At 63.3% G+C, this 17,168-nt stretch carries 16 protein-coding genes and 1 pseudogene; 6 read left to right on the forward strand and 11 right to left on the reverse strand.

Annotation, left to right across the window (positions count from 1 at the left end; genetic code table 11):
• From otnC to ltnD, 3 genes are read right to left on the reverse strand one after another with little or no spacing between them, the layout of a single operon-like run.
• The gene (gene otnC / locus CLAM6_RS10225; protein WP_153635988.1) at window positions 1–654 is read right to left on the reverse strand and encodes a 3-oxo-tetronate 4-phosphate decarboxylase; all 654 of its coding nucleotides are present in this window, start codon (window positions 652–654) and stop codon (window positions 1–3) included.
• On the reverse strand, window positions 651–2,003 hold the full coding sequence (gene otnK / locus CLAM6_RS10230; protein ID WP_153635989.1) for a 3-oxo-tetronate kinase: 1,353 nt from the start codon (window positions 2,001–2,003) through the stop codon (window positions 651–653). The genes otnC and otnK overlap by 4 nt, the downstream gene beginning before the upstream one ends.
• Window positions 2,003–2,941, reverse strand: coding sequence for an L-threonate dehydrogenase (gene ltnD, locus CLAM6_RS10235; protein WP_153635990.1), 939 nt, complete (start codon window positions 2,939–2,941; stop codon window positions 2,003–2,005). Before ltnD ends, otnK begins: the two co-directional genes overlap by 1 nt.
• Before the next feature lie 161 nt (window positions 2,942–3,102).
• Here ltnD and CLAM6_RS10240 point away from each other — a divergent pair, with 161 nt between their 5' ends.
• The 5 genes from CLAM6_RS10240 to CLAM6_RS10260 all read left to right on the forward strand — a co-directional run bounded on the left by CLAM6_RS10240 (window position 3,103) and on the right by CLAM6_RS10260 (window position 7,941).
• The gene (locus CLAM6_RS10240) at window positions 3,103–4,140 is read left to right on the forward strand and encodes a LacI family DNA-binding transcriptional regulator (protein WP_153635991.1); all 1,038 of its coding nucleotides are present in this window, start codon (window positions 3,103–3,105) and stop codon (window positions 4,138–4,140) included.
• A 281-nt stretch (window positions 4,141–4,421) separates the two neighbouring features.
• A complete protein-coding gene (locus tag CLAM6_RS10245) occupies window positions 4,422–5,357 on the forward strand; it encodes a 3-keto-5-aminohexanoate cleavage protein (protein ID WP_153635992.1) in 936 nt (311 codons plus the stop codon).
• The gene (locus tag CLAM6_RS10250) at window positions 5,354–6,307 is read left to right on the forward strand and encodes an L-carnitine dehydrogenase (protein WP_153635993.1); all 954 of its coding nucleotides are present in this window, start codon (window positions 5,354–5,356) and stop codon (window positions 6,305–6,307) included. The genes CLAM6_RS10245 and CLAM6_RS10250 overlap by 4 nt, the downstream gene beginning before the upstream one ends.
• Window positions 6,307–6,774 (forward strand): thioesterase family protein, encoded by a 468-nt coding sequence (locus tag CLAM6_RS10255; protein ID WP_153635994.1) that lies wholly within the window; start codon window positions 6,307–6,309, stop codon window positions 6,772–6,774. Before CLAM6_RS10250 ends, CLAM6_RS10255 begins: the two co-directional genes overlap by 1 nt.
• A gap of 120 nt (window positions 6,775–6,894) precedes the next feature.
• Complete coding sequence (locus tag CLAM6_RS10260; protein WP_153635995.1) at window positions 6,895–7,941, forward strand: alpha/beta hydrolase; 1,047 nt, start codon at window positions 6,895–6,897, stop codon at window positions 7,939–7,941.
• A gap of 142 nt (window positions 7,942–8,083) precedes the next feature.
• Here CLAM6_RS10260 and CLAM6_RS10265 read toward each other — a convergent pair whose 3' ends face one another.
• From CLAM6_RS10265 to CLAM6_RS10295, 8 genes and pseudogenes are all read right to left on the reverse strand, one after another.
• Entirely contained in the window at window positions 8,084–8,989 is a 906-nt protein-coding gene (locus tag CLAM6_RS10265) for a hypothetical protein (protein ID WP_153635996.1), read from the reverse strand.
• An 80-nt stretch (window positions 8,990–9,069) separates the two neighbouring features.
• Window positions 9,070–9,621 (reverse strand): hypothetical protein, encoded by a 552-nt coding sequence (locus CLAM6_RS10270; protein ID WP_153635997.1) that lies wholly within the window; start codon window positions 9,619–9,621, stop codon window positions 9,070–9,072.
• Window positions 9,618–9,797: a HupE/UreJ family protein gene (locus CLAM6_RS18090; protein WP_347237584.1), complete on the reverse strand. Its 180-nt coding sequence runs from the start codon at window positions 9,795–9,797 to the stop codon at window positions 9,618–9,620. The genes CLAM6_RS10270 and CLAM6_RS18090 overlap by 4 nt, the downstream gene beginning before the upstream one ends.
• Window positions 9,787–10,271: pseudogene (locus tag CLAM6_RS18215) on the reverse strand (HupE/UreJ family protein). The gene CLAM6_RS18090 and the pseudogene CLAM6_RS18215 overlap by 11 nt, the downstream one beginning before the upstream one ends.
• A 179-nt stretch (window positions 10,272–10,450) precedes the next feature.
• A complete protein-coding gene (locus CLAM6_RS10280) occupies window positions 10,451–11,542 on the reverse strand; it encodes a YHYH protein (RefSeq protein WP_153635998.1) in 1,092 nt (363 codons plus the stop codon).
• Between the two features lie 226 nt (window positions 11,543–11,768).
• The gene (locus CLAM6_RS10285) at window positions 11,769–12,119 is read right to left on the reverse strand and encodes a hypothetical protein (protein ID WP_153635999.1); all 351 of its coding nucleotides are present in this window, start codon (window positions 12,117–12,119) and stop codon (window positions 11,769–11,771) included.
• 149 nt (window positions 12,120–12,268) lie between these two features.
• The gene (locus tag CLAM6_RS10290; RefSeq protein WP_153636000.1) at window positions 12,269–13,309 is read right to left on the reverse strand and encodes a YHYH protein; all 1,041 of its coding nucleotides are present in this window, start codon (window positions 13,307–13,309) and stop codon (window positions 12,269–12,271) included.
• Window positions 13,310–13,622: 313 nt separating this feature from the next.
• On the reverse strand, window positions 13,623–14,579 hold the full coding sequence (locus CLAM6_RS10295; RefSeq protein WP_153636001.1) for a GlxA family transcriptional regulator: 957 nt from the start codon (window positions 14,577–14,579) through the stop codon (window positions 13,623–13,625).
• A 539-nt stretch (window positions 14,580–15,118) separates the two neighbouring features.
• Here CLAM6_RS10295 and CLAM6_RS10300 point away from each other — a divergent pair.
• Window positions 15,119–16,906 (forward strand): BCCT family transporter, encoded by a 1,788-nt coding sequence (locus CLAM6_RS10300; RefSeq protein WP_242007643.1) that lies wholly within the window; start codon window positions 15,119–15,121, stop codon window positions 16,904–16,906.
• Window positions 16,907–17,168: the final 262 nt, after the last annotated feature.

Genomic DNA, 17,168 nt, shown 5'->3' on the forward strand with positions numbered 1-17,168 from the left:
TCAGGGGCGCCCGAACCTGGCTTCGAGTTCCGCCACCTGTTCCGGGGTCATCCCACGTGGGTTCTTGCCCTGCAGCAGCAGGAACAGCTTGGCGGTTTCCTCAAGCTCTTCCGTGGCATAGACCGCCGCTTCCAGGGTCTTGCCGGCCACCACCGGGCCATGATTGGCCAGCAACACGGCGCAGTGCTTGCCGGCCAGGCCACGCACGGCATCGCCCAGCGCGGGGTCGCCCGGCATGTAGTAAGGCACCAGCGGCAACTTGCCGACCCGCATCACGTAATAGGCCGTCAGCGGAGGAATGCACTCGCAGGGATTCACGTCCGGCAGGCAGGACACCGCCACCGAGTGGGTCGAATGCAGGTGGACGATGGCACCCGACTGCGGGCGCTCGTCATACATGGCGCGATGCAGGAAGTGCTCCTTGGTCGGCGCGTCGCCATCGATCAACACGCCCTGGGCATCGAGGCGCGAGATGCGCGCCGGGTCCAGACGCCCCAGGCAGGCATTGGTCGGCGTCATCAACCAGCCGCCATCGTCCAGCCGCTGGCTGATGTTGCCGCTGGCCCCCATGGTCAGGCCGCGGTCGAACAGTGACTTGCCGTAGGTGGCGATCTGCTCACGCAACACGTTGATATCGTGCTGTGACTGACTCATGCGTTCTCCTCGCGAGGATTCATGGCATCCAGCACGTCGAATGCCCGGGTAAAGAAGTCTTCACCCCCGAAGTTGCCGGACTTGAGTGTCAGCGAGAGCATCGCCTCCGGCTGCGAGGGGCCGGCGGCCGGGTGCGGTGCCTGTGTCCAGGGCACACCGGGGTCGATCTGACCGCCGATACGCAGCTCACGGATGTCGAGCGCCGAGACCACCGCGCCGGAGGTTTCTCCCCCCGCCACCAGCAGGCGCCCGACGCCTTCCGCGACCAGGGTGCTGGCCAGACTGGCCAGGGCGCACTCGATGAGCTCACCGGCCTGCTTGACGCCCAGTGACGCCTGCGCCGCCTTGACGCTTTCCGGCTCGGCCGAGGCGTAGATCAGAAATGGCTTGGGGTCCGTCGCCGCCAGTTGCTCACGGGCGAACTCCAGCGCCGCCTCGAAGTGGGTATCGCTCGCGTTGAGCTTGACGGGGTCCAGCGCGAAGGCAGCATGCTGCTGCGTGAAGTGCGCCACCTGCTTGAGCGTCATGCGAGAACAACTGCCGGACAGCACCATCGCGGCGCCCTGCGCCGGGGCCAGCACCGCTGCATCATCGATCGGCTCAAGCCAGCCCTTGCGGCGGTACTGGGCAGGCAAGGCCTGCGCGAGGCCAGAGCCACCGGTGACCAGCGCGTGATCGACCAGCGCCTCGGCCAGTACCTCGAGATCCTGCTCATCGAGGCTGTCACAGACCACATGACGAACGTTTTGATGGGCAAGCTCGTCCAGACGCTGACGGGCCTCCTGCGCGCCGCGGCACAGAGTGGCGTGATCGAGCAGCCCCACGCCATGCGGCGTCTGGCGTGACAGCACGCGCACGATGTCGGCATCGGTCATCGGGTTGAGAGGATGATGCTGCATGCCGCTGTCATTGAGCAGGCGGTCGCCGACGAACAGATGGCCCTGATAGACACTGCGTCCGTTGATGGGGAAGGCCGGCACGAAGGCCGTCTGCGTGGCAGACAAGGCCTCCAGCAAGGCATCGGCGACCGGCCCGATATTGCCCTCGGGCGTGGAATCGAACGTCGAGCAGTACTTGAAGAACAGCTGGCGCGCGCCCTGGGCTTTCAGCCATTCAAGCGCCGCGAGAGATTCACTGATCGCCTGATCCACCGGGCAGCTGCGCGACTTGAGCGCGACCACCACGGCGTCGACCTCAGTCAGATCCAGCCCGTTCGCCGCCCCTTCCTGCAGCGCGTCCTGGGGTACCCCGATCACCTGCACGGTGCGCATGCCGGCACGTACCAGGTTGTTGGCAAGATCCGTCGCGCCGGTGAAGTCATCGGCGATTCCGCCCAGTACGATCGGCATCACTGCGCTCCTTCATCATTCGCGGCCGGCAGGCTGAAGCTGCCGAGACGCTGATAGACCTTGATGACGGCCGAGTCGTCCTCGCGCCCGAAACCTGCGCCACTGGCGGCGGTGAACTGCTGCAGGGCACTACCGGCCACCGGCATGGCAAGCTTCAGCTCGCGCCCGGTGCTGTGCACGATGTTCAGGTCCTTGACGAAGATGTCGACGGCCGACAGCGGCGTGTAATCGCCCTTGAGTATGTGCGGCACGCGATTCTCGAACATCCAGGAATTGCCCGCGGAATGGGTGATGACGTCATAGAGGGTGTCGGGGTCGATCCCCATGCTCATGCCCAGCGCCATGGCTTCTGCCGCCGCCGCGATGTGCACGCCAGCGAGATGCTGGTTGACCAGCTTGACGCTCGAGCCCGGGCCGGCGCAGTCGCCCAGCCGATAGACATTGGCTGCCATCGCCGCCAGCACGCGTTCCGCCTTGACGTAAGCCGCTTCACTGCCGGAGGACATCACGGACAGCTCACCACTGCGTGCCTTGACGGTGCCGCCGCTGATCGGGGCGTCGAGCAGCTCCAGCTGCATGCCGTTCAGGCGGGTTTCCAGTTCACGTGCGAAGCTCGGCGCCACGGTGGCGCACTGGATCACCAGGCTACCCGGCGCGAGTCGCTCGGCCAGACCGCCCTCACCCTGCGCCCCGAGCAGCACCTGCTCAACCTGATCGGCATTCACCACGACCAGCACCACCACCTGACACTCGGCCGCCAGTTCCAGCGGCGAGGCAACGGCGCGGCCACCCGCCGCTTCGAACGCCTGACAGGCGGCGGGCGAGATATCACAGCCGATCACGTCCAGGCCTGCTTCCAGCATGGCGCGCGCACTGCCCATTCCCATCGCGCCGAGGCCGACAAGGCCGATCACCGGTGAAGTCGTTGCTGCTGTCATCTCGCATCTCCCGCGGAAGCTGTTCAAGTGCTGATCAAGGCGGCCTCATGCGGCACACCGATCAACACTTCACTGAATGTTAGCGCTACCATGTTAGCGCTAACATCATTAATAGATTAGGCTCCAAGCCACGACAAGCGGCAAATGAGAAAACGCGACATATGTCTAATCCACCATCATCTCCCCGCCGCAACCGCAAGGGTGCCATGCAGCCGACCCTGAATGACGTGGCCCGGGAAGCCGGGGTCTCCTCGATCACCGTCTCGCGCTACTTCAATAGCCCCGACAGCGTGCGCGAAGCGACACGCGTCAAGGTCGAAGCGGCCATCGAGAAGGTCGGCTACGTGCGCAACATGATTGCTGGCAGCCTGGCCTCGGCCTCCAGTCGCGTGATTCCGGTGATCGTGCCCTCGTTGTCCAACGTGGTATTCATCGACGTGATCAAGGGCCTGCAGGACGAATTCGAGGCACACGGCTATCAGCTGCTGCTGGGCAAGACGGATTACGATCTGGCTCGGGAAACCCAGCTGATCCGTACCTTTCTGGGCTGGTCGGCCGCGGGCCTGGTAGTGACGGGGCTGCGCCATGACGATGCGACGCGCCAGATACTGGAGAACTGGAATCAGCCGATCGTTGAGATCATGGAGCTGGGGGAAGGGTTGGATCTGAACGTGGGGATGGATCATGTCGCCGCTGGGCGCGCCATGACCGAGCACCTGCTGGCACGCGGATATCGCACGATCCACTTCGCCGGTGCCGAGCTCGATCGCGACTATCGCGCGGCGATGCGCTATGCCGGGCACCGTGAGGCGCTGGCGGCGGCCGGCATCGAGGACGCCCCCCTACTCGACCTGCCCGTGCGTCAACAGATGACCAGCGGTGCTCAGGCGCTTGAGCGTATCAAAGCGACATTCCCTGACTGCGACGCCATCCACTTCGCCAACGATGACATGGCCTGTGGCGCCATTCTCGCCGCCGCGCGGCTTGGCGTGCGTATCCCGGACGACATCGCCATCGCCGGCTTCAATGGCCTGCCGATCGGGGAGCATGTCACGCCGCGCCTCACCACCATCGTCTCACCGCGGGAGCAGATCGGCCGCATGGCAGCGCGCAAGCTGCTGGCGCGCATCAATGGCGAACCCGTCGGAGAACTGAGCCACGACCTGGGGTTCACGCTGCGGGTCGGTGGCAGCACCTGAGGCCGAAAAGCCTCCCTTTGACGCAGCTCGATTGGCTCACGATTGAGGCTTCTCAACGACGCATTCGCGTCCGTCAGGGCGGGTTGGCGCCCGGCCTGAGCAAAGTTGACGTAAAACGCAAAGTATTCGGCGTCTTCTGATCATCTCGCTGCCCTCAACTTCACGACACTGTGTTCAACAAAGGCGCAGAGGCGATGCGACCGGGACGTGCAGGTTGACGTCTGGTGACATGGCCGCTGCGACTTACCGCAGACAAGTGTTCTGACACGTGAGGCCCGACGATGAATCGTAAGACTATCCTGACATGCGCCATCACTGGCGCGGGTGATACCGCCAGCAAGAACCCGAATGTCCCGGTGACGCCGAAGCAGATCGCCGATGACTGCATCGCGGCCGCCAAGGCCGGTGCCAGCGTGGCCCACATTCACGTTCGTGATCCGGAGACCGGCGGCATCAGCCACTCCACCGAGCACTTCCGTGAAGTCATGGACCGTGTGCGTTCCGCCGACACCGACATCGTCATGAACATCACCGCCGGTGGCGGCGGCGACTGGATTCCGGACGTCAACGACCCGACTCGTGGTGGCCCGGGCACCGACATCCAGACCCCGGCCGAGCGTCACGCGCCGATCCAGGAACTGCTGCCGGAACTGTGCACCCTGGACTGCGGCAGCCTGAACTTCGGCGACATGGTCTACATCAATACCGCCGACTGGCTGCGCGAGCACGCTCGTCTGGTGCAGGCCGCTGGCGTCAAGCCGGAGCTCGAGTGCTTCGATCTGGGCCACGTCTGGTTCGCCCGTCAGCTGCAGCAGGAAGGCCTGCTCGACGACGACCTGCTGTTCCAGCTGTGCCTGGGCATTCCGTGGGGCGCGGAAGCCGACACCGAAACCATGCTGACCATGAAGAACAAGCTGCCGACCAACTCCAACTGGGCCGCCTTCGGCATCGGCCGCATGCAGATGCCGATGGTCGCACAGGCCGTGCTGCTGGGCGGTCACGCTCGCGTCGGTCTCGAAGACAACCTCTATCTGGCCAAGGGCGTGATGGCGACCAATGCCCAGCTGGTCGAGAAGTCCTCCGGCATCATCGAGAACCTGGGTTCCAGCGTGATGACCCCGGCCGAGACGCGTGAATTCCTCAAGCTGCGTGATCCGTCCACCGGCAAGACCGCTGGCGATATCGCCGCACTTGAAACCGCTGGAGGTGTCGCATGAGCCAGTTGTCTGTCGTAGGAACCGGTGTCATCGGCAATGGCTGGATCTCACGCGCACTGGCCAATGGCTGGGATGTGGTCGCCTTTGACCCGGCGCCGGACGCCGAAGCCCGCACCCGCGCCTTCGTCGCAAATGCCTGGCATGCGCTTGAGAAGGATGGCCTGGCAGAAGGAGCCTCCGTCAATCGTCTGCGCTTCGCCGCGACCCTCGAGGAAGCTGTGGTCGGCGCCGATCTGATCCAGGAAAACGTGCCGGAGCGTCTGCCACTCAAGCAGGAAATCCTCAGCGCCATAGACGCGGCGGCCGAAGAACACGTCGTGATCGGCTCTTCCACCTCCGGCTTCAAGCCGACCGATCTGCAACAGGACTGCAAGAAGGCACCGGGCCGCGTCATCGTCGCTCACCCCTTCAACCCGGTCTATCTGCTGCCGCTGGTCGAGCTGGTCGGTGGCGAGCACACCTCACCGGCACTGCTGGAAGGCGCCCGCGATGACTACCAGAAGCTGGCGATGCGTCCGCTGATCGTGCGTCGCGAGATTGAAGGTCACATCGCTGACCGCCTGATGGAAGCGCTGTGGCGTGAAGCCCTGCACCTGGTCAACGACGGCGTCGCCACCACCGAAGAGATCGACGCTGCCGTCGTCTACGGCTGTGGTCTGCGCTGGTCGCTGATGGGCACCTTCCTGACTTTCCACCTGGCAGGCGGCGAGCCGGGCATGCGTCATATGCTCGAGCAGTTCGGCCCGGCCCTGAAACTGCCGTGGACCAAACTCGAAGCGCCGGAGCTGACCGACGAGCTGATCGACAAGGTCGTGGAAGGCTGCGAATACCAGGCTGCGGGCCGCCCGGTTGCCGAGCTGGACCGTCGTCGCGATGAATTCCTGGTCGAGCTCTTGAGCCTGACGCGCAAGTACTGGCCGGAAGCCGAAGGTCTCGAGGGGCGTATCTGATGGACCTACTCGAGATCACGGTACCGCATGAGTGGGTCGACTATAACGGCCACATGAATGATGCCGAGTACGCGCGTGCCTTCTCGATGGCGGTCGAAGCCTTGATGGAGCACGTGGGGCTGGATGCCGAGGGGCGTCGCGAACACGACCTGACCATCTACACCCTGGAGACGCACCTATGCTATCTGGCGGAAACGCATGAAGGTCAGACGCTCAAGGTCAAGGTGCTGCTGCTGGACCATGACGCCAAGCGCCAGCATGTGCTGTTCACCCTGACGGATGCCGACGGCGGCGAGATCGCCACCAGCGAGCAGATGTTGATGGCGATGAGCATCAGCGGCGGTCGTCCGACGCCCTGCCCGGAATCGGTGGCGGAGCGCATTGCCGCCCTGCCCCAGCCGGCAGGCGACGAGGACTGGCCCAAGGCGGCCGGTCGTCGTATCGCCATCCGCCGCAAGACGGCCTGAGACGTGTGACAACCGATGTCCGCTTCGGATAACAAGTCGCTGATTTAGCGTCGAAACCCGCACCCTGCCAGTCTTCTGGCGGGGTGTTATTGTATTGGGACACCCGCCGAGAGCCGACTCATGACCATGACGCCTTCCCCCATCACCTGTCGCGCCTTCATCGATGACTTCGCGCGCGGCATGGATGAAATGGTAGAGATGCCGCTGGCAGACGCCCGCAAGCGCTATGAACAACTGTGCCAGCAACTTGGCGCGCCGCTCGCCGAGGGCGTCACGACCCACGAGAATCACGTCGAGGTCGCTGGCCGGGCGACGCCGCTGCGCCTGCGCCACTTCATCCCGGAGGTGGCACGCAAGGCGGAAGGCAACCTGCCGGCACCGGTGGTGTTTCTGCACGGCGGGGCCTGGCAAATAGGCTCGCCGGAGAGCCATCAGGGCATCGCCTCCAGCCTGGCCGCCCATCTGGGTCGTGAGGTGGTCAGTGTCGATTATCGCCTGCTGCCGGAAGCCAACTATCAGGACGCACTGGCGGATTGCCTGGCGACCATCGAGCACCTCTCCGCCACTGTCGAACCGGTGGCCATCGTCGGTGACAGCGCCGGCGCTCGACTGGCGATGGATGTGGCGCGCCGACTCGATACCGAGATGCCCAACATCGGCCTGCAGGGCACGCGCATGCAAAGCCTCGGCACCCACGGCGCGGAAATGGAGACGGCCCACCATCAGGAACATCCGGCCCCCGAGAAGCCCACAAGCTATGTGCTGGGGCTGATCTACCCGCCGATGGACCCGGTCTTCGTGCTGGCCAAGGAGAACGAGTTCGCGCTGGGTTCGGATGCGCCGCTACTCGGCCGCGATGAAGTGGTCAGCATGTGGCTGACCGTCGCCGAGGGCGACCGCTCCGCCAGCTATTCGCCCTCGCCGGCCCATTCCCAGCAGCCGCCGGCACGCCAGATCGAAGTGCTGGCCGCCGAACATGACCCGCTGACCCAACCGCTGGAGGCAGCGGTGGATGTCTGGCGCTGGCGCGGTGCCGATGTCGGCTATCGCAGTGCAAGCGGCATGGTGCATGCGGCGCTGCATGCACATCATGCGCTCCCCGAGATGCAGCACGCCTGGCAGGCCTTCTGTGAAGCCCTCGATCGGCGTCTGTGCGCCCTGGACTAGCGCAAAACGCCCAGCCACGAAAGTCGTGACTGGGCGTTTGTGTATCTGGTGACAGACATAGCTGGTGACCGACATAGTTGACGGCAGATATAACTGATGAATGAAAGGCCTAGTGATGACCGCTCGAGCGTCAAGCCGTCGCCTAAGTCTTCAGACTCGCCGGTGACATGAAGCGCAGCTCGATGGCGACCGGGCACTGACGGATGCGCTGATGCCACTCCTGCTCCAGCCGCTCCCGCGTCATGTCTTGAGACGAATCGTCCGTCAGTACGACCACGACGATCAGTCTGAAATTGGCCTCCAGGGTCCGGTCCGCCAGCAGCGCTTCGTAGAGCAGACTTTGCAGCACCGTCTGCGCTCTGGCGTAGTGCTTGAGCACTTTCACTTCAATGAACGTGAAGGGGGCACTTTCTCCCTCGAGCAGCGCATCGAAGCAGGCATCGGTCTCGCCGACACGCACATGCCGCGTCATCCCAACGCTAGCACCACCGCCCGCAGTGGAGGACTCCTGCATCTGACACAGCACCGCATCCTTCAGCTGGGTCATCTGCTGGCGATGATGATCCAGATGTTCGGCACGCGATAACGGCGCCTTCTCGTCGGTGCCGTCCTGAGGGCTCAACAGCTGCGCAACATCGGCATCGTCGACAGCGTGCCCACTATACTCATCTGCGGCTGATACCTGAGCCTCGGCGCCTACTCCGCCCTGCTGCCAATCACTCTCCCCCAGCGACTCCTGCACCTCGCGAGTCAGACGCTTCTCCTGCTCGGCTGGCGATAGCGTGCGCATGAAGGAGCGATCCTTGTCGTAATCCCCCGGCGCATACAACTTGCCGTGATGATGGGTCACGAGTCGATAGAACACCGCCAGCACCAGCAGCGGAAACACCACGATGAAACCGATCAACGGCCATCGCTCCGCCACTGTCAGCGTCTCGGCCGCCGAATTCAGCAGCAGACTCGCGAAGCCATAGATCAACGAGATGAACAACGCGATGATCCCCAGCGGGTTCCTCGCCAACTGCCTGGCATATTTCATGAACTGCATACGCGCTCCATTCCTTGGGGCTTACTGAGGGCATCCTCATGCAATGGGGGCGAGCAGCCTGATAATGCAAGAGGACAGCCTCACCACTGCATCACGATGAAGGTCAGGGTCATCACGCCGATGGCGGCCAGCCAGGCGCCCAGCACGCGCTGGGCGATGACGAAAGCCGTCTCGGGGAGCAAACGCCCGGCTAGTGCAAGAACTCCCCAGCCGGCGACAACGATGAGGAGTATGGCCGTCATCACGCCCAGCAGTATTGCCACTGGGGTAGTGGCCACGTCATGACCGACGAACAGCAGGGCGACCACCAGCCCCGACAACACTGCCGGGATACGCGCCATCAGCGCCCTGCCCCACAGCGTGCGCAGCGGTAGATGAATCGACACCAGCAAGGCCACGACGATCGCGAAACCCACGACTCCCATCACCAGGTAATCCGGTGCGAACAGCGCCACCGCGATACCCAGCACCATGGCATTGATCAGACGCAGAACATGGCGCATTACCTCGCAAGCCGTGAAACGACTCTGAGTGGCAACACCGACCAGCCCTGTCGTCAGCAGCAGATAAAGAATCACCGGGCTTCCGGTGGCGGCGCGAACACCCAACAGCCATTGATCCCACATCATCATGCCAGGGCCTCCATCAGGAAGTAGACGCTCAACAGCGCCGTCACTGCGCCCAACACCCGCAGCAACACGCCCTGACGCAAGCGCTCTGCCACTACGCCCACGCCGATACCGGCGGCATGCAGACTGCCGGTGGCCAACATGAAACCCATCGCGAAGGCGAAGGGATCAGGGATCAGAGGTCAGGGGCAATTCCGCCCCGTGGGCGTAGCCATGACAGATCGCGAACACCGAGACCACCAGACAGGCGAGCCACAGCGGCAATGCGACCCGCCACACGATGAAGGCGCCGAGCACCAGCGCGGAAAGCGCGATACCGATCTCGATGCCCGGCAGCGCCAGGCCCACGATGCCGACCACACTGCCCAGCGCCATGATCATCGGGGAGACGACCGGCAGCAGCCAGGTGGCGGGCCCCCCAGAATCACGCCCCACAGGCCCACCGCCACCATGGCCGTGAAATGATCAAGCCCCGTCAGAGGATGCAGGAAGCCTGCAGCAAAGCCACCGACCGAATCGGTATCGACATGGGCATGCGCAGCTCCGGAGAACATGACCAGCAACAGGCCCAGGCGGGAGATGGCTGTCCGCGTGAGTCGCGGCGCCGAAAAGCGGGTGAACGTCATGTGGTAACGATCCTTCGGTAAAAGCATGAAGCCCCGCGGCAATGCAGGTCTCTCGCATGGCCGCAGGGCTTCTTCATACAGCACGCTATTTCATGCAGCTCGTGTGCTCAGGCAGTCCGCGCGAATGTCGGCAAGGTGGCGTGCCAGGCTGCCACTCCAAGCTACCGCCCCAGGCTTTTACTCAACAGCCTGATGAACATCCGCCTCTACTGCTCGCTGGATGCCTGAGACGGGGTCTCTGACGGCTGATCAGACTCCGGGCGATCAGATGTGTCCTTCTCCGGCCCGCCCGGGCCGGGGCCCTGGCCCGGTATGCGCGGCGAGCCGATGCCCATGCTGGCCGTGGTCACGAAGTTGTCCTTGGCGACCACGCCCTTGAGGCACTTGGGCAGATTCGGGAACTCGTCGGTGGCGTGATAATGGTACTCGCCCTCGGGGTGGCGCTCTGTCGGGCCGAAGTGACCATTGCAGCTGTCGAGGTCCGTCGGGACGCTGCCGCCGGAATCCTGAGTGCCGAACATCGGATAGCCATCGAAGGCATAGGCGAACTGGGCGGTATGGCTCTGTGGCAGCTGACAGTGGGCATCGACACCGTGCTCATCATAGAGGGTGTCGATATCGGTCGCCGTGGCATGCCAGTGATACCAGCCACCGGGATCGACATGCCCGCCACAGGTATCCAGCGCCGGCAGGTTGCCGGTATCCAGCACTGACGGGGCGTCAGCGAAGATCGGCACGCCATCCACGGCGAGACCGATCTTGGCAACGGTGCCCAGCGGCGTGGGCTCGTCAGCCTCGACCGGTTCGAGGGGCAGCAGCACGGTCATCTCGACGCTTTCATCCTCGGCCACGTTGAGGCAGTTATTGGCCTCGACCGGCCTCTTGCTCAGGTCCGTCATGATGTGGAGCGTTTCGTCGTCATCATGGAAATGGAAGCCGAGCGTATCGAGCATCTCGAAGAAGGCGCGATCCAGACGATAGAGGCCCGAGTTCTCGCCATCCCAGTCCCAGATGCCGCCCTCGTCATCCAGAGTTGGCGGGCAGAACGGGCCGGTTTTCAGGCCATCCGGCTTGTACTTGACCACCAGACGGGTGCACTGGGTCTGCGTGCCATTTTCCAGCGTACAGCTCACCGTTTCAGGGGCTTTCACCAGCGCGGCCGAGGAGAATTGGCTCGGCACGACTTCAGCGTGAGCCGCGCCGGCCATCAGCATCGCGACCGATGCTGACAGCACAGAAGCGGGAAAGCGTGCCTTGTGCCGCGCGGCAGCTGCACGACTAGGAGGTGTGATGGTCATTCAATGACTCCTGACAGGACGCTTGAACGCCGCGGCAAGCGCAAGATGTCACCGCGACAGAAAGGATGAATCAACCAGAACGCATGAAAAAGAGAGCGCTTCAGTCCAAAAGCCAGCACTGACAAGCGGCGCCACAGACAGCAACGCCCGCCCTCTGATTCCATGCAACATCATCAGAGTGGCGGGCGAAGCATTCACGATGCATGCGGCGCAGACGACTTCAGTCTCAACGTTCCGCTGGGCCACGCGGCAGCTTGGCACCCTCGGGCAAACAGGCAAGACCTTCACCGCCATCGGCCGGCGCGTCACCTGATGCCCCCGGGCCAGGGCCGCTCTCGGGCGAAGCGATGCACTGACCGGGGATCAGATCCTGCTGCCCTTGCACCTGAATCTGACACTGGTCTCCCACCTGCTTGGCGATACATGCCTCCAACGCTTCCTGAGGCGGCTTGCCGCGCGGAGGTTGCTGCGCCGCACTCACGGCACTGACTGCCAGCAGGGCGCCGGTGATGGCAAACATTGCGCCACTGCGGGCGATGGCCTGACTCACGCCAGAGAGACCAGAAAGCTTCATCATGCTCGTTCCTTGTGTATTCGTGCGGATGAACGCAGGGTGCCGCCAGAGTGTGCAGGCAATATGTCAGAAAGCCGCAACCACGCCGACAACCCGGGGCAACCCCAGCACTTACAAGGGCTCTCCCAGCCACACGAGAGAAGCCTTCGGCCTCACGCCTCGTCGTGAGGCTTTTGCCCTTCAGGCCTGCCCTCGGGCGGCCCACCTGCCGGGCGTTCATCTGCCTTGCAGACCGCATCCGGCGAGTCGAGCGCACAGCCAATCTCGCCCTTGAAGCAGCCCAGAATCTCGTTCTTCTCGGCACTGTTGCCGTGATAGTGATAGCCGATCCCTTGAGCGACGTGACCACTGCAGGCATCCAGCTCGGCCTTTTCAGCATCCTCACCGGTCAGCCTGACCAGAATCGGGTAACCGTCCATCGCGAAGCCGATCATCGGGGCATCCGCTTCAGACTTCTCCTGTTTTGGGCTACAGCCATTGGCACCGTGGTAGTGATAGCCCACGTGCAGATTCACATGCCCCCCGCAATCATCGAACGGGGCCAGAGTATGGGCAGCGAGAATCGCATCCTGCGGCGCAGCGGCATCGAATCTGACGCCATTGAAGGCGATACCCCGTGGGCCTGGCGTGCGCCCTGCCGCCTCACCCTGACGGGGGGCAGGCATCAAGGGCAGCACATAGGTGGTCTCGACGACCTCATCCATGTATTCCGTGCGGCATTCCACGCAGTAGTTGTTGTACTCCTCGGCCACATCCGGCCGCGCCGCCCGATCGCACGCGGTCCTGGTATCGGTGACGTGAACCTTGCCGGTGTCCTTGTCGAACAGCTGCCACTCTGGGTCATCATAGAAGGTGGCCAGATTCTCGATGAAGGCACCATCCACGTCGTATTGCGTGCCGTCGCGCACCCAGATACCGCCCTCATCAGCAGTGTCTGAGATATTGCCCGGGCACCAGGGGCCCATCTCATCGGCGGCCAGCGGGTTCTTGAGCGTGATGCTGAAGCACTGGGTCTCGGTGCCGCCGGAAAGCGTGCAATCCACCACCTCGGGGCCTGCCACGACGCTGTCGGCATCGAACATCGTCTTGAGGGTTGCCAGGCGCTCACTCATGTCGGTGCCATGGGCCACGGCGGTGGTGGAGGCCATCAAGGCGATGGCGCTCCCCAATAGCAGCTTGCTTGTCAGATGCATCACTCCCCCCTTGTCATTGCGAAAGTCGCTGTCATGCCTCTGCAGGCCACACTCAGCTGTCACTCACCCGCGGCAAACGCCGGCTGAAACCTCGTACTTCATCCAGCAAAAGACGCACCCTGCCCGACAGCATGGCACCTCAAGGCGTGGATACCCGCCTTCTGGCAGCCTTTCCCATCAGATCACGTTTTTGACACGCGGGTATGACAGCCGCATGAGGACCACCGGCAAAAGCCAGTGGTGAGAGCCGAACGCAGGCAAGGTGGCGCAAGAACTTGCGGCAATTGTTGAAAGCAGCGTCCTTGGCCAGGTCTCAGCGCGTCTGGCGCGGGGAATGCCCGAAGTGGTTGCGGTAGGCACGTGAGAAGCTGGAGCTGGAGGTAAAACCGCTCGACAGCCCGACCGAGAGAATATCGAGGTCGGTTTCCTTGAGCAGATGCCGCGCCCGCTCCAGCCGCAGCCGCAGGTACCAGGCCCGCGGCGAGGTCGACAGCTCCTGTTCGAACAGGCGCTGCAACTGGCGCAGCGAGACGCGACAGCGCTTCGCCAGCTCCTCCAGCGACAAGGGGGTGTCCAGGTTCTGCTCCATCAGGGCGACCGCATCCACCAGCTGGCGCTTGTGGGTGCCCAGGCGGCGCGCCAACGTCATGCGCTGCTGGTCCGTCCGCGTGCGCATGCGGTCGTGTACCAGCTGCTCCGAGACATCCACCGCCAGCGCCGTACCGTGTCGGCGGGCAATCACATCCAGCGCCATGTCCATCGCGGCTGCCCCACCGGCACAGGAAAAGCGCCGCGCGCCCAGCTCGAACAGCTCATCCGAGGTACTGATGGTCGGGAAGCGCTCACGAAACGCCGGCAGGCTTTCCCAGTGCAGCGTGACCCGCTCGCCGTCCAGCAGTCCTGCCGCCGCCAGCAGGAAACAGCCGGTATCCAGGCCGCCCAGCACACAGCCTCCGCCATCGAGACGATGCAGCCAGCCCGTCAAGGCGCGATTGAGGTGCGCCTCGGGCTCGAAACCACTGCATACCGCCAGCGAAGGCAGGGAGCGAATATCGAGAATGCTGTGGTCGGCGACCAGCGTCATGCCACTGGAAGACGTGACCGGCTGGCCATCCTCACTGATGAGCATCCAGCGAAAAAGCGGCTTGCCACTGATGCGATTGGCGATGCGCAGAGGCTCCACGGCCGCGAAGAACGCCATCATCGAGAAGCGTGGCAGCAAGAGAAACCCGATGGTTTCCGGTAGCGGGCCGATGTAATCAAGTCGCATCGTGCAGTGGCTCCAGAGAGTGAGAAGGTGAATCCGTCCTGCCCGGCGGCTGAGCGCAAGCAGCGTCAATGACGTTGTGAGGGCAAGCGTCCGGGGTGCAGGCTCCGCTCACGCCCCTGCATCGCCGGAATGTTATCCCGAAAGCGTCCCACAGACGGCCAACATTGTCGCTTTAAGGCAATAAGTGGTCGCATCACGTCAAGAATATCATTGCATGATTTCTGCCTCTCGGATAGCCACGACGCCACTGCGCGATAGCCCTTGCCAATGAGTCTGCGTGACCGAATGGGCTCGCTGGCGAACGCGCTTTTCTGAAACAGCCAATTTTCCAGAAGCCGTAGCCATAAAAATCAATTCAATTCATAATATATTGTAATGCTTTGAGGGAGTTAGCGTCTTCCCGCGCCGCTCGACAAGCATTCACGTCTTCATCTCGTTGCCTTATCGACAACAATTTTTCGCGACAGATGAACGGTCATTCCGCCGTGACCGCGACAGGGAACGCTGGCCCTACGACCAGCTCGAACAGGAGATATTGCGTGACCCCACCTCAGCCTGACCCCGCCTCACCTGACAATTCCAGTACCAAAAACGCCAGCACCAAAAAAACCACCTCAGACGGCAGCGCCGCGGCAGTCGTCGGTTCTCAGCGCTACCATTCGCCGGACTTGAGCCTGCGCGTCGAGACCTCCGGCCCGCTCAAGGGCATGCACAAGGGCATGACCCTGACCTCCGCCGGCCTGCTGCTGCTTTTCGTTCTCGCCACCGGCCTGGCTCCCGAGCTGTCCTCCAGCCTGTTCGGCGCCGCGCGCGCCTGGATCGAATCCACCTTCGGCACCTATTACCTGGTGACCATCGTCGGTCTGATCGGCCTGTGCATTGCCCTCGTCTTCTCCCCCTGGGGCAAGCTGCGCCTGGGCGCGCCGGATAGCCGCCCCGAATTCACGCGCTTCACCTGGATCTCGATGCTGCTCTCGGCAGGCGTCGGGATCGGCATCCTGTTCTTCGGCGTCGCCGAACCGATGTTCTACTTCGACAACTCCGGCGGCTTCGGCTACCCCAACAATCCGCACGCTGACCTCGCCGGCCATATGGCGATGGATCACGCCCGCGCCGTCGACGCTCTCAAGCAAGCATTCTTCCACTGGGGCCTGCACGGCTGGGCGGTCTATGTCATCGTCGGCATGACGCTGGCCTACTTCGCCTATCGTCGCAATCTGCCGCTGGCACTGCGCTCCGCGCTCTATCCGCTGATCGGTGACCGCATCTATGGCCCCATCGGCCATGCCGTCGACATCATGGGCGTGCTGGGCTGCGTGTTCGGTATCGCCACCTCACTGGGGCTGGGCGTCAGTCAGATCGCCGTCGGCCTCAACCGCCTGACCGGTATCGACTCGGGTATCGGCACCCAGGTCGTGTTGATCGCGGTCATCAGTGTCATCTCCATCGCCTCGGCGGTCTCCGGCGTCCAGCGCGGCATCCGCATCATTTCCGAGCTGAATGTCGGCGTGTCCGTCATCGTGGTCGGCAGCTTCTTGATCGGTGGCCCGACCCTGTGGCTGATCAGCATGTTCGGCGAGACGGTCGTCTCCTACGTGCGTGACGTCATTCCCATGGGGCTGTGGGTCGCGAGCACGCCGGTCGAGCGCGACTGGCAGGATGCCTGGACCATCTTCTACTGGGCATGGTGGCTGGCATGGGCGCCGTTCATCGGTCTGTTCATCGCGCGTATCTCCAAGGGCCGCACCCTGCGTGAGTTCATCCTCGGCGTGCTGATTGCCCCGCCGCTGATCATCTTCATCTGGCAGACCCTGTTCGGCGGCACCGCACTGCATCAGGAGCTGAACGCGGCCATGGGCCCGGGCACCGGCCAGCTGATGGGCATGATTCGCGACTGGAATCTGCCAGAGGCACTATTCGCTACCGCCGATGCGCTGGTGAGCAATGACATTCTCAGTACCGTGCTGACGTCGCTGCTGATCTTCCTGCTGATCAGCTGGTTCGTGACCAGCTCCGACTCCAGCACCCTGGTCATCACCACCATCCTGTCGATGGGTGATGAAAACCCGCTGCCGCGTCACCGCATCTTCTGGGGTGTCTGCATCGGCTCCGTCGCGGCGGTGCTGCTGATGGCAGGCGGACTCAAGGCGCTGCAGACGGTTCTGATGGCTGCCGCCCTGCCGGTCAGCTTCGTGATCCTCGCCATGACGCTTGGCCTGCTGGTCGCGCTGGTCGATGAATCACGCAGCATGATCACGTCGCGTCGTCAGCCGAAGACCGGCCCGCAAGCCACGCCGCGAACGGTCAGCCAGACCAACGCGAGCTAAGGCCTCTGACAGTGATTTCGTGACGCAGGATTCCATGATGCAAGCGTAGAGAAGGCAGCGTGGCGCTCTCGGCACTTGCACCGGAATCACAGGCTCGTTGGCCCGCACTTATCAGAATGCGTGTGACCACAGCATCATCAATGCCCGCTCAGGCCAACACCTGAGCGGGCATTGTCATTTCTGGCGTCTTTTGCATGCTCCTCACGTCGTGTTGTGGCAAGCAGGCGTCGCTTGCCTCCAACGTCCCCACACCGCACCTGAC

Origin of the sequence: Cobetia sp. AM6, assembly GCF_009617955.1 — a bacterium.
Classification (GTDB): Bacteria; Pseudomonadota; Gammaproteobacteria; order Pseudomonadales; family Halomonadaceae; genus Cobetia; species Cobetia amphilecti.